The sequence below is a fragment of the Brevundimonas sp. MYb52 genome, from assembly GCF_002979535.1.
In the GTDB taxonomy this organism is placed as follows: domain Bacteria; phylum Pseudomonadota; class Alphaproteobacteria; order Caulobacterales; family Caulobacteraceae; genus Brevundimonas.
In genome coordinates this window covers 63169-75825 of the sequence record NZ_PCPB01000004.1, presented here as the reverse complement: position 1 = coordinate 75825, position 12657 = coordinate 63169, and the positions used below count along the sequence as shown (strand labels likewise).

Annotated in this window: 9 protein-coding genes; 6 read left to right on the top strand and 3 right to left on the bottom strand. The window is 66.8% G+C overall.

All coding sequences use genetic code 11. The annotated features are described in order from the left end of the window. Window positions 1-91: 91 nt before the first annotated feature. From CQ039_RS07085 to CQ039_RS07060, 6 genes are all read left to right on the top strand, one after another. Window positions 92-3157 (top strand): DUF3857 domain-containing protein, encoded by a 3066-nt coding sequence (locus tag CQ039_RS07085; RefSeq protein WP_105562672.1) that lies wholly within the window; start codon window positions 92-94, stop codon window positions 3155-3157. Between the two features lie 90 nt (window positions 3158-3247). Continuing rightward, window positions 3248-4321, top strand: coding sequence for a ribosome small subunit-dependent GTPase A (gene rsgA / locus CQ039_RS07080; RefSeq protein WP_105562673.1), 1074 nt, complete (start codon window positions 3248-3250; stop codon window positions 4319-4321). Window positions 4322-4437: 116 nt separating this feature from the next. Next, a complete protein-coding gene (locus CQ039_RS16595) occupies window positions 4438-4764 on the top strand; it encodes a hypothetical protein (protein WP_158255989.1) in 327 nt (108 codons plus the stop codon). An 89-nt stretch (window positions 4765-4853) separates the two neighbouring features. Next, a complete protein-coding gene (locus tag CQ039_RS07070) occupies window positions 4854-6065 on the top strand; it encodes an NAD(P)/FAD-dependent oxidoreductase (RefSeq protein WP_105562674.1) in 1212 nt (403 codons plus the stop codon). Between the two features lie 129 nt (window positions 6066-6194). Next, window positions 6195-8477, top strand: coding sequence for a TonB-dependent siderophore receptor (locus CQ039_RS07065; protein ID WP_105562675.1), 2283 nt, complete (start codon window positions 6195-6197; stop codon window positions 8475-8477). An 83-nt stretch (window positions 8478-8560) separates the two neighbouring features. Further along, the gene (locus CQ039_RS07060) at window positions 8561-9238 is read left to right on the top strand and encodes a Fe2+-dependent dioxygenase (protein WP_105562676.1); all 678 of its coding nucleotides are present in this window, start codon (window positions 8561-8563) and stop codon (window positions 9236-9238) included. Window positions 9239-9407: 169 nt separating this feature from the next. Here the strand turns inward: CQ039_RS07060 and CQ039_RS07055 are convergent, their stop codons facing one another. Genes CQ039_RS07055 through CQ039_RS07045 form a run of 3 tightly spaced genes read right to left on the bottom strand, consistent with a single transcriptional unit; the run spans window position 9408 to window position 12654 of the window. After that, window positions 9408-10781 carry a sulfite reductase subunit alpha gene (locus CQ039_RS07055; RefSeq protein ID WP_105562677.1) on the bottom strand — a complete coding sequence of 458 codons (1374 nt, stop codon included), beginning with the start codon at window positions 10779-10781 and terminating at the stop codon, window positions 9408-9410. Between the two features lie 2 nt (window positions 10782-10783). After that, window positions 10784-11890: an FAD:protein FMN transferase gene (locus CQ039_RS07050; protein WP_233190154.1), complete on the bottom strand. Its 1107-nt coding sequence runs from the start codon at window positions 11888-11890 to the stop codon at window positions 10784-10786. Continuing rightward, complete coding sequence (locus CQ039_RS07045; protein WP_105562678.1) at window positions 11860-12654, bottom strand: DUF4198 domain-containing protein; 795 nt, start codon at window positions 12652-12654, stop codon at window positions 11860-11862. The genes CQ039_RS07050 and CQ039_RS07045 overlap by 31 nt, the downstream gene beginning before the upstream one ends. Window positions 12655-12657 lie beyond the last annotated feature (3 nt).

Here is a 12657-nt window from a genome sequence, read left to right as displayed (position 1 = left end):
AGAGAGGAAGTCCCTATTCCCCGCATGGCCTGTCTGCTAGGCAGATTGCGACGATATTTGAGTGGCGAGAATAGCGTTGAAAAACAAAATAATGATGGCTGTTCTGGCCTGGTCGCTGAGCGCGCCCGCCATTGCGGGAGAGACGATCTTGCGCGGCCCCGCACCCACTTGGGTCCCGCTCGTTGCGCCCCATTTGTCCAACCGGCCGGATGCATCATCTCAACACGTTCGCTACGAAGTGGTCGAACGCCATGTGCGCGCCTTCGGCGACCATAGCGAAACCTATGTCCGCATGAGGTTGCGAGTGTTGTCGCCCCTGGGGCTGCAACAGGCCTCGCAACTGGGCCTGGAATGGAATCCGGCCTTGCAGACACCGACCGTTCACCATGCCCGTATCATCCGTGCAGGCGAAACCTCTGACATTCTGGACAAGGCCGACTTCACCATCCTCCGTCGCGAAGCCGCGCTGGAGCAGTCGTTGCAGATCAATGGCGTTCTGACCGGCGTTCTGGTGAATCCTGACATCCGCGTTGGGGACGCGATTGACTTCGCCTATTCCTTCCGCACGCAGTTCGACGTCTTCAACAATCCGCTCGAAGTGCTGGCCTATTCCAGCTCTCCGCTTCCTGTGGACCTGGGCGTGATGACCATCAGTTGGCCGGCATCAATGAGGGTTCAAACCCGCGCCGGACGTCATGCCGCGGTTCCCCCGATCTCCCAGCATGAAGGCTTCAAGGTCCTGATCAATCGCGTGACCGATGCTGAAGGGGAAGTCTATCCAGACACGCTCGCGACCCGTTCTCTTGCCGACTATGGCTGGCAGGTCAGCAGCATTCCGCAATGGGGAAGCATCGCGGATCACATCGGCCCCGCCTATGAGCAGGCCAGCGTCTTGCCCGACGCTTCAGATCTGGCCGCTCACGTGGCGCGGATAAGGTCAGAGCACGCCGCCCCGGAGGCCAGGGCTCTGGCGGCGCTGCGACTGGTTCAGGACGAGGTGCGCTATATGGCCCTGACGCTGGGCGAGGGCGGTTGGCTGCCAACCTCGGCCAGCGAAGTCTGGGCAAGGCGTCAAGGCGACTGCAAGGGCAAGACCGTGCTTCTGGTGGCGCTGCTGAGAGAGCTGGGCGTCGACGCGGTTCCCGTTCTGGTGTCCTCCGAAAATCTGCCGCTCGATAAGTACCTGCCAATGGTCAGCGCGTTCGACCATGTCATCGTGAAGGCCCGGATCAACGGCGAGACCTATCTGATGGACGGGGCGCGTATCGGCGATCGCAGCCTGACGCCGGACGTTCCGCTGGCTCACGAATATGTTCTGCCCGTCGTCGAGCGCGCCCATCTGGAGCAGGTTCCGCTCCGACTGCCGCCGCGCCCGACCGGCATGATGCAGGTCGAGATCGATTTTTCCGACGGCGTCTACAGCCCTGCGCGCGTGACCTTGGCCGAAATCAGTCGAGGCGCCAGCGCCACTGAAATGCAGGCGGCTACGGCGCAGGTTCCCGCCGCCGAACTGTCCCGCTGGTATGACGAGCGCTGGACCAAGTTTGTAGAGGATTACGGTCAGGTTTCGGACCTCAAGAGCCACTGGGAGTATCGCGAGGACACTCATGAATTCGTCGCCAGCGCGACGGCTCGCATCGCCTTCGACTGGAGCGACGGGCCGGTCGACATCCCCTTGGCCCACGTCACATGGAAGGGCTTTGAGCCTCACCAGAACGAGAAGTTCAAGGACGCCGACTACGGCAAGAAATTCCCCAGCTCTTCCTCATTCCGCACCACCGTCATCTTGCCTGAAGGCGAGGATGTCATTGATCTGTCGGTCCAACCCTATGAGGTCGAGGCTGGCGCAACCCGCTATTTCCGCACAGTTCAGCGCGACGGCGCACGGCTGGTGACGGATCGCGGCTCGATTGCTCTGCGCCCTTACGCCACGGCGGCGGAAGTCCGAGCCGAGCAGGCAGGCATGGACAGCTTCAAGGACCTGAAGGCCACCATGCAGGTGAAGCGAGGCTACACCCTGACCGCAGCCGACCGCCAAACCCTGACAACGACCCCCGAGGGCGATCCAGAGGCTGCCCTGCGTCGCGGCTACGCTCTTCACACCGAAGGCGACTATGCCGGAGCCATCGCCCAGTTTGACGCCGCCATTGCGGGCTTTGCTTCACCCCACGCCAACGCCCTGGCCAATCGAGCGCTGGCCTATCTGGCGTTGAATGATCTGGAAAAGGCCCGCGCCGATATCGCCGCTGGGGATGCCGCTGATCCTGATGACGCGATCCTGTTCCACGCCAAGGGGCGTCTGGCCGAGATCGAGGAAGATGACCTGGAGGCCGTTCTGGCCTTCACCGGCGCTCTTCGCTCGTGGCCGGAGAACACGCACGCCCTCTACCGCCGCGCTGCGGCCTATGAGCGGATGGGCCAGTCGGCTCGCGCCCTTGCTGATCTGGAGCGGATCACGACCCTGCAGCCGCAGGATAGGGAGGCCGTGACCGTGCTGGCGGTCCAATTGCTGAGAATGGGGCGCGCCGAACAGGCGCATGATAAGGCCGGCCTGATCGCTCAGGCCATCGGCCACCCCAACGCCAAGGTCCAGGTGTTCATCAGCCTGGCGCAATCCTTGGCGTCCAGCCTCAAGGACGCAGAGCCCGCCAAGGCCGAGGCGGTGCTGACCAACGCCCTGTCGATCGAAACCGATTTCCCCGCCCTGCTGATTGATCGCGCGCATGTCCGCGAGTTGCAGGGCGATAGCCGGGGCGCCGCAGCCGATATGGCGCACTTCAAGGATTTGACCCGCATCGACCTCGACGATCCTGCCCAGGCCTGTGTCTCGCAGAGCCTGTTGCGGTACAGCCGCGATGCCGCATTGGCGGTTTGTGAAAAGGCCATTGAGGGAGATGGGAACGACGCCGAACTCCACATGCAGCGCGGCTATCTGCTGTATGTCATGAACCGCGAAAGCGAGGCTGTCGTCGCCTATCGCACGGCGGCCGAGTTGAACCCATCCAGCCAGAAGGCCAAGTATGGGCTGGGCAAGATGCTCAAGGATACGGGCCAAGCCGTAGAGGGAGACGCCCTGATGGCCGCGGCGTTGAGCGCCGATCCGAAAGCTGACGAAGGCTATGGCTCTTCTATGCTCGAAGTGCGCGCCGTTGATTAAGCCGGCGCTGGTCGCCGCGCATCGATGGCTTCATAGAGGGGGCGTGCGGCATGGCCACGGATGGTCGTGCGCGATAGGGATGCCCGCGACTTGATCGAGCAATATGGATGGACTGACCTGCTGGCGGCGGCCTTCGCCCCGCATGCGCGCGCAGGCCACATCCCCGGACGGGTCATTCTTCAGCAACGAGACGGCTATCTGGTCGCCACGACGCAAGGCGAGGTGCGGGCCAAGGCTTCGGGTCGCCTGGTCCATGAAGCCAGAGAGATCGGTCATCCGGCCGTCGGCGATTGGGTGGCGCTGTCCTTGAACCCGCGGGAACGTGCGGCCACCATCCATGCTATCTTGCCGCGTCGCACCGCCTTTGTGCGGCGGGCGGCGCACAGTTCGCGTGGGCTGCAGATCATCGCCGCCAATATCGACGTGGCCTTTGTCGTCACCTCGATGAACGCCGACCTCAACCCGCGCCGGATACAGCGCTACCTCGCCGCCGCCTGGCAGAGCGGAGCCCGCCCGGTGGTGGTGCTGACCAAGGCCGACCTCTGCGACGATCCCCAGGCCCAGGTCGCCGAGATCGCCGCCGTGGCGACCGATTGCCCGGTCCTGATGGTGTCGGCTCGGCAAGGGATCGGTCTTGAGGCCCTGCTGGATCAGGTGAAACCTGGCGAGACCTGCGTGCTGATCGGCTCGTCGGGCGTGGGCAAGTCCAGCCTGGTCAACGCCTTCCTGAAGGAGGAACGGATGGCGACCCAGGCCATCCGCGAGGCCGACGACCAGGGCCGGCACACCACCAGCCACCGCGAACTGATTCTTCTGCCCGGCGGCGGCATGATCCTCGATACGCCCGGCATTCGCGAAGTCGGCCTGATTGACGCCGAAGAGGGCGTCAGCACCGTATTCGACGACATCGAACGCCTGCCTCAGGACTGTCGTTTCAATGACTGCAGCCACACCAATGAGCCGGGCTGCGCCGTGCGCGCCGCCCTGGAAAGCGGGGCGTTGGACCCGGATCGCTGGGCTCATTTCCAGAAGCTGAAGCTGGAGCTGGCGGCGGCCGAGGAAAAGGCGGACCGCCTGGCCAAGGACGCCGAACGTCGCCGCCTCGCGGCGCTTCAGAAGCAATATCGCGCCACCAAGCGCAATGATCGGGGACTTAGGGACTGACCTGGCCGCGGGGCGCCGCCTGTCCCTGGTCACGAACGGTTTAGGTGTGAAGAATCTAGGCTGCGCTTGTCGGCAAACGGGCTAGGTGAGGGGACCTTGTTCCAAGAGAGACGCCCATGCCCGCCTATACCATCGTCACCACCAGCGCGACCCAAGGCAGCGAGGCGGCCGAGGTCAACACCCTGTCCGACGAGTTCGTCGATGTCAGCGAAGCCCTGGGCTATTCGCGTCGCATGGCCGAGGAAATGGTCGGCATGGCCGATCAACTGCTGCTCGACTTCGACTACAGCAATATCGGCCTCTACGACGGCGACTTGATCGACGAGGATCTGGACCCTGAACACCCCGCCTTCCTGGGCCTGTGGGTGCTGGACGTCGACGGCGCGGCCTTCGTTTCGGCCGAGGAATTCCTGGCCGGCGAGGCCGAGGTCGATCCCGCCTAAGCAGAGGCCTCGGCCTGCGTCGTCGCCATCTTCCGTAAGTCAGGCGGCAGGAGTAGCCGCCTCGACCGATCCGTCCTATCTGCGGTCCCATGACCAAGGTTCTGATTATCGGCGCGGGACACGCGGGGGGCTCGGCGGCGGCGCTGCTGAGGCAGTATGGCTTTGAGGGCGAGATCGTCCTGGCGGGCGAGGAGGCGGCGGCGCCCTATCAGCGGCCGCCCCTGTCCAAGGCCTGGCTGAAGGGAGAGGCGGGTCTGGAAGACCTGCTGCTGCGCCCTGAGAGCTTCTACGCCGAACAGACCATCGATCTGCGCACCGGCGTCACAGCGACGGCCATCGACGGGGCTGCCAAGACGGTGACCTTCGCCGACGGGACGGTCGAGGCCTATGACGTGCTGATCCTGGCCACCGGCTCGACGGCGCGGCGCCTGGCCATCCCCGGCGCCGACCGCCCCGATCTGCTGGAACTGCGCACTCTGGACCACGCCGAGCGGCTGAAGGCGGCCCTGGCGCCCGGCAAGCGCCTGGCCGTGGTCGGCGGCGGCTATGTGGGCCTTGAGGCGGCGGCCTCGGCCCGCGCCCTGGGCACCGAGGCCGTGGTGATCGAGCGCATGGACCGCGTGCTGGCCCGCGTGGCGTCCGAGCCCCTGTCAGTCTTCTTCACCGATCTGCACCGCCGTCACGGCGTCGAGATTTTGACCGGCGCCGAGGTCTCGGGCTTCGAGGACGGCGGCGTGCGGCTGGCCGACGGCGACCTGATCGCGGCTGACGCCATCCTGGTCGGCGTCGGCGCCCTGGCGCGCGAGGCCCTGGCCCGCACCGCCGGCCTGGCGTGCGAGAACGGCGTGGTGGTGGACGAGGCCGCCCGCACCAGCGACCCGTCCATCTACGCCATCGGCGACGTGACCCACCGCCCCATCCCAGTCCACGGCGGACGGATGCACCGGCTGGAGAGCGTGCCCAACGCCCTGGAGCAGGCCAAGCAGGCCGCCGCCGCCATCGTCGGCCGCGCCGCCCCCGCGCCCGAGGTGCCGTGGTTCTGGTCCGACCAGTATGACGTCAAGCTGCAGATCGCCGGCCTGCCCTTCGACGCCGACCGTCAGGTGGTGCGTGGTGATCCGGCGACGGCCAGCTTCGCTGTCTTCCATCTGAACGGCGACCGCATCGTCTGCGTCGAGGCGGTCAACGCCCCGGCCGAGTTCATGGGCGGGCGCCTGTTGATCGGCAAGGCGACGCCGGTGGATGCGGCCCTTCTGGCCGACCCGGCGACCTCGATCAAGGCTGTGGCGAAACCGGGCTGAAGGCGCGGTGATGACGCCAGTGTGACATCTCTGCCGCAATTGCGATTTAGTCGCAGGAGTCAGATTGTCGCACCCGCAAAAAGTGATATTGCGACCCGGTCTCAATATTAACTGACTGGCTGCTCCCCCATGTCCGACGCTCGCTCCTCTGCCCTCAAGGCGCTCCTGTTTGCTTCCAGCGCCGCCGGAATGCTGTGCGCCTCGCCGGTTCTGGCCAGCGACGTCGGCGCGGCTGACGAAACCCCGATCGCCACGGCGGACATCACCCAGGACGCCACGACCCTGAGCGCCGTCGACGTGCACGGCCAGCGCGCAAAGCGCGAGCCCAAGGACCCGACCTTTGTCGCCCCCCTGGTCGATACGCCGCGTTCGGTCACGGTGATCCCGCAGCAGATCATCGAGCAAACCGCTGCGACCTCGCTGCAAGATATTCTGCGCACCTCGCCGGGCATCACGTTCGGCGCCGGTGAAGGCGGGCAGCCGCTGGCCGACCGTCCCTTCATCCGCGGTCAGGCCTCGGGCAACAACATCTTCGTCGACGGCATTCGCGACACCGGCGGCCAGCAGCGCGAGGTCTTCAACCTGGAGCAGGTGGAAGTCATCAAGGGACCGGATTCGGTCTACTCGGGTCGCGGCTCGGGCGGCGGCAGCATCAACCTGGGCTCCAAGTCCCCGCGCCTGCAGAACTTCATCCACGGCTCGGCCGGCGCTGGCACCGATTCCTATGCGCGCGGCACCGTTGACGCCAACTGGCAGGTCAGCCCTACCGCCGCCATGCGCCTGAACCTGATGGCCTCGCAGGGCGACGTCGCCGGTCGCAACGCCGTCGACTTCGACAAGTGGGGCGTCGCCGCCGCCGTTGCCGTGGGCCTCGGCACGCCGACGACCGTGACCGCCAGCTACTACCACCTCGACAGCGATCAGATGCCTGATTACGGCATCCCGCTCTACACCAAGCTGGCCGGCGCCAACGGCCCGCGCCCGGACGCCTCGGGCGTCCTCGACGTGCCCTATGACAGCTTCTACGGCCTGAAGGCGCGCGACTACCTGAACAACACGGTCGACAGCCTGACCCTGGATATCGAGCACCGCTTCAGCGACACCCTCGCCCTGCGTAACGTCACCCGCTACTCGCAGACGCTGAACGACTACATCGTCACCAATCCCGGCGACGGCGGCACGGCCCAGAACATCGGCGGCGTCTGGTGGATGAAGCGGGGTCTGAAGTCGCGCTGGAACCCGGCCGAGACCCTGGCCAACGTCACCGACCTGCACGGTTCGTTCAACACCGGCTCGATCAAGCATAACTTCGACATCGGTCTGGAGCTGTCGCGCGAAACCAACAAGAACGCAGGCTATACGGTCACGACCCTGTCGGGCACGGCCTGCCCGGCGCCCCTGACCGGCTTCGATTGCACCCCGGTCTATGATCCCAACCCGAACGACCCCTGGACCGGCACGATCACGCGCGGTCTGGTCAGCAAGACGGATACGGACTCCCTAGGCGTCTACGCCTTCGACTCGATCACCTTCGGCGAGAAGTTCATCATCAACCTGGGCTTGCGCTGGGACGACTATTCGGTCGACGCCATCAACGCTACGGGCACGGTCGCCGCGCCGGTCTACACCCCGGTCAGCAGCAGCTGGGACTTCGTCAACTATCAGGTCGGCTTCGTTTACAAGCCGACGGCCAACACCAGCGTCTACGCCTCCTACGCCACCTCCTCGACGCCGCCGACCATCTCGGCCGGCGATCAGAACGGCGGCACGGGCACGGGCACGGGCAATCTGCTGACCACGGTTCTGGACCCGGAAGAGACCCAGAGCTTCGAGATCGGCGCCAAGGCCAATCTGTTCGACGACCGTTTGGCGCTTAGCGGCGCCCTGTTCCAACTGACCCGCAAGGACGCGCAGATCCAGGTCGAGCCGGGCGTCTTCGAACAGGCCGGCGAGGCCGAGGTTCGAGGTCTCGAACTGGGCGTCTCGGGCAACGTGACCAGCAAGTGGCAGGTCTTCGGCGGCTATACCTGGATGGACTCCGAACTGGTCAGCGGCGCCTACACCAACGTCAACGTCGGCGAGTCCCTGGCCAATACGCCGGAACACACCGCCAGCCTGTTCACCACCTACCGCGTCATGCCCAAGCTCAGCCTGGGCGGGGGCGTCTACTATGTCGGCAAGTCGTTCGGCGGCAATCAGGGCGGCGCTGGCGGCGGCACGAACCGCATCTACGCTCCCGCCTATACCCGCGTGGACCTGTTCGCCTCCTACGACATCAGCGACCGCGCCTCGCTCCAGTTGAATGTCCAGAACGCGGGCGATGAGGAATATATCATCCGCACCAATGGCGTTCACCACGCCGACGTGGCCCCGGCCCGCTCGGCCATCCTGACGCTGAACGTTCGCTACTAAGAAGCCGCGTTTCGCGCCATCATGTCGGCCCCGTCGTTCTCCTGAGCGGCGGGGCCGATGCGTTTTGAGACGGTAAGAGAGCCATGCTGCTGCACATCCCCGACGTCTTCACCAAGGCCGAAGTCGCCGCCCTGCGCCGGACCCTGGACGCCGGTCCCTGGGCCGACGGCAACATGACCTCGGGCCATCAATCGGCGACGGCCAAGAAGAACCAGCAACTGCCCGAGGACAGCGCGGCGGCGAAGGAGGTTTCGGCTCTGATCGTTCAGGCCCTGAACGCCAATCCCATGTTCGTCTCGGCCGCCCTGCCGCACACGATCTTTCCGCCCCTGTTCAATCGCTACGAGGGCGGCGGCGAGTTCGGCCTCCACGTCGACAACGCCATTCGCCAGCGTGGTGATGTGCGCATCCGCAGCGACCTCTCGGCCACCCTCTTCCTGTCCGAGCCCGAGGACTACGACGGCGGCGAACTGATCATCGAGGAGCTGTACGGCGCCCAGTCGGTCAAGCTGCCGGCCGGCGACCTGGTCCTCTATCCGTCCAAGAGCCTGCACCGGGTCACGCCCGTCACCCGCGGCGCTCGCGTCTCCAGCTTCATGTGGCTGCAAAGCCTGGTCCGCGACGACGCCGACCGCGAAAGCCTGTTCCGGCTGGATGTCGCCACACAGCGCGTCAATCTGGACAAGGGGCCGAAGGATCAGGCTGTCATCGAACTGACCGGCCTCTATCACAACCTGCTGCGACGGTGGTCGGAGGTGTAGGCTAGCCCTCTCCCTCCCCTTCATGGGGAGGGTGGTCGCGAAGCGACCGGGTGGGGAGGGCGCGGCGACACGGAATGCAGCGCTTGAATAGCCAAAGCGCCCCCACCCGTCTTCGCCCTTTGGGCTCAGTCACCCTCCCCATGAAGGGGAGGGAGAGGCGTCGCCTTCCTCAGTAAACGTCGCGCCTGTACCGCCCGCTATCCGTCAGCCGCATCAGCCGTTCCTCGCCCAGCGCCGCCTCCAGCGCCGCGTGAACGCCCTTGGACATGCCTTCCAGACTGCCGCAGACATAGACATAGGCCCCGCGATCAACCCAGTCGGCCATCGGTCGTGCGTGTTCGGCCACCAGCGACTGGACATAGCGGTTCTCGCCGCCGTCGCGCGAGAAGCTTCGGTCCAGACGGGTCAGGGCGCCCGACGCCAGCCAGGCCTGCAGGTCGGCGTCATAGAGGGCGTCATGCGCCCGCGTCCGCTCGCCAAACAGCAGCCAGGCCCCGCCAGTTTTGTCGTGCCGCGCCCGCGCCTTCAGATGCCCGCGCAGGCCCGCAATCCCGGTGCCGTTGCCGATCAGGATGATGGGGGCCTCGGGCGGCGGGGCATGGAAGCCGCGATTGGCGCGCACGCGCATGGCCACTTCGTCGCCGATCTGCGCGTCCTGCGTCAGCCAGCCCGAGGCCAGGCCCGGGGCGCCGTCGGGGCGGGTCATCAGGCGGATGCAGAACTCGACCCGCCCGTCCGAAGGCAGGGAGGCGACCGAGTATTCACGGCTGGCCGGCTGCTCGCCGTCGCGCGCCGGCAGGCCGACCTCGGCGATGTCACCCGCCGTCCAGTCGGGCGCATGGTCGATGGGCTCAAACGCGAGGTGATACGCCGCGCCGCCGGGGCTGCCCGCATTCAACAGGCTCCGCTCAATCAAGCGCCAGCGGTCATAGGCGGGCGGGGTCCAGTCGGGGGCGGAGGTCGAGCCGGTGATCTGGTTCAGCTGATGTTGCCAGTGGCGGATGGCGCCCGCGTCGCCATTGTCCACCTCGACCCGGTCGAACAGGGTCTGGGCGCCGCAGCCGTCCAGCCAGTCGCCGACCGCGTGGCCGAAACTGCAATAGGCGTCATAGGAACGGTCCCCGAGGGCCAGCAGGCCATAGGACAGGTGCGACAGGTCGGCCTCGCCCTTCATCACCTGCCGCACGAAGCGGGCCGCGCTGTCGGGGGCATCGCCCTCGCCGGTGGTCGAGGCCACGACCAGCAGCCGCCGCGCGCCCCTCAGCGTCTCCAGATCGAGGTCCGCGAAGGACGTGATCCGCGCGCCGACGCCGCCGTCGCCCAGCGCGCGGGCGGTCATCCAGGCCAACTCCTCGCCAAAGCCGGTCTGGCTGGCGAAGGCGATCAGTACGGCGTCGTCGCCCGCCGCCTCGGCCAGAGCTCGCGCTTGGTCGGCGGCCTTCTTCGCGGCGGCGCGCACGCGCCACACGGTCAGGCCGATCAGGCCCAGCCACAGGGCGACGGCGACGCCCGTCCAGAGCCAGCGGGTCAGGTCGGCGGTCACGATCAGGCTTCTTCTTCGTCCATCATGGCGGCGAAGGCGGAGCTCATCCGCTCGACCAGGCCGCGCGGCGTCCGCTCGACGAAGTGGGCTGCGATCTGCATGGCCTCGGCGAACTCCGGTCCGTCATAGGGGCCGAGCACGGTCAAGGCCGTGGCCCATGCATCGGCGCGCATGGCCGAGGCGTCAAAGACAGTGACCTGGGCCAGGCCATTGTCCACCGGCCGCCCGGTCGAGCCGTCGATGGTGTGCGGATAGAGACGTTCTTCATGCACGAAGGCCCGGCGCCAGTCGCCCGAGGTGGCCACCGCCACGTCGAACAGGGCCGCCACCGTATGCGGCGCGGGCGAACCCGGCACAGCCTCGATCTCGACCCACCAGGGCTGGGCGTCCGGCTTGACCCCGCGCCCCAGAAGTTCGCCGCCGATCTCGACCAGATGCGAGGTGGCGCCCATCTCGGTCAGCCGTGCCGAGACCCGGTCCACGGCGTGGCCCTTGGCGATGCCGGAAAAGTCCAGCTTCATGCCGCCGATCTGCACCGCCGCCTGCGCGTCGCGGTTCAGTCGCAGCTTCTGCCAACCGGACACGGCCAGCGCCGCCTCGACCTCATCATCGGAGGGCAGGGGATTGAGCGGATCGCGCGGTCCCGGCGGGCCGAAACCCCACAGATCGACCAGGGCGCCCAGGGTCGGATCAACCGCGCCGTTGACGTCGTCGGCCAGATCCAGCGAGGCGTTCAGCAGGCTCCAGAAGTCGTCCGACAGCTTCCACGTCCCAGCGGGGGCGTTGTTGAAGCGGCTGATCTCGCTGCTGGGCGTCCAGGGGCTGAACAGGGCGATGATGCGCGCCAGCTCTTCCTCGACCGCCGACTGAAACGCGTCCTGCGTCGTTCCGGGCAGAGGGACCAGACGCACCGACCAGGTGGTGCCCATGCTTTCCCCCGCCAGCGACCAGATCAGGTCGCTGGGCGGCCGCTCGGGCGCGCGTGTGGTCGGCGGGATCAGGACACGCGTGTCCTGACGGCCTTCAACCGCCGCCCCAAGCTGGAGCGGCGGCGGGGCCGAACTGGACTTGTTGACGGTCAGGGCAGGACTTCCAGCGCGCCGTTCCACGAGGCGTTCGCGCCGGGCTGGCCGTTCACGCCCGCCGTGCGCACCGAGGCGCCCAGCCAGTAGAGACCGGCTTGCGGCCAGGTCACGGTGAAGGCGCCGTCCGCACCCGTCTTGACCGTGATCTCTTCGGGATTGTTGCGGTAACGGGTGCCGCCGCGCGCGATCGTCACCTCGACATTGGCGGCGGGCTGGCCGTCCTTCAGCAGCTTGAAGGTCGCGGCTTCGCCGGCGGCCAGATCGTTGGGGTGGGTGACGGGGGCCAGTTCCAGACCCTTGCCGACGACGGTCAGGTCGGTCGGCTCGCCGAGCGTCACGAAGGTCTCGGTTCGGCTGTCGGTGCGGGTGGCTACGACCTCGGTGGCGTCAGCGGGCAGGGCGCCGGGGAACTCGGCTTCCGTGCCGCGCCAGCGCTTCTGCTCGCCGCCCTGTTTGTAGCTGGCCATGAAGCCCGAGCCGACATTGGCGACGCGATAGGTGCCGGGCTGGGCCAGGTGCAGGTCGAAGCTGGAACGGTACTTGGCCTGCATGACGTTCTCGGCCTGTGCGGTCGAACCGTCCGGGGCGGTGATGGTCAGACCGGCCAGACGCATGGCGGCGTGGTCGGGGATGAAGACCCCGTTCGACATGCCGGCGTCGAAGCCGACCCAGGCGTCGTTGCCCGACAGCACGGTTGACGTCGGGGCCAGCCAGGCGCGGTGCGCCTGGGCCGAGAGCGGGGCGGCCAGAACGGCGGCCAGAGACAGGAAGGCGAGCGTCTTTTTCATGAT

Excerpts from the sequence above, each read along its gene's own strand:
- CQ039_RS07085 (WP_105562672.1), top strand. The coding sequence starts at position 92 with ATGATGGCTGTTCTGGCCTGGTCGCTGAGCGCGCCCGCCATTGCGGGA.
- CQ039_RS16595 (WP_158255989.1), top strand. The coding sequence starts at position 4,438 with ATGCCCGCCTATACCATCGTCACCACCAGCGCGACCCAAGGCAGCGAG.
- CQ039_RS07045 (WP_105562678.1), bottom strand. The coding sequence starts at position 12,654 with ATGAAAAAGACGCTCGCCTTCCTGTCTCTGGCCGCCGTTCTGGCCGCC.
- CQ039_RS07060 (WP_105562676.1), top strand. The coding sequence starts at position 8,561 with ATGCTGCTGCACATCCCCGACGTCTTCACCAAGGCCGAAGTCGCCGCC.
- CQ039_RS07065 (WP_105562675.1), top strand. The coding sequence starts at position 6,195 with ATGTCCGACGCTCGCTCCTCTGCCCTCAAGGCGCTCCTGTTTGCTTCC.
- CQ039_RS07070 (WP_105562674.1), top strand. The coding sequence starts at position 4,854 with ATGACCAAGGTTCTGATTATCGGCGCGGGACACGCGGGGGGCTCGGCG.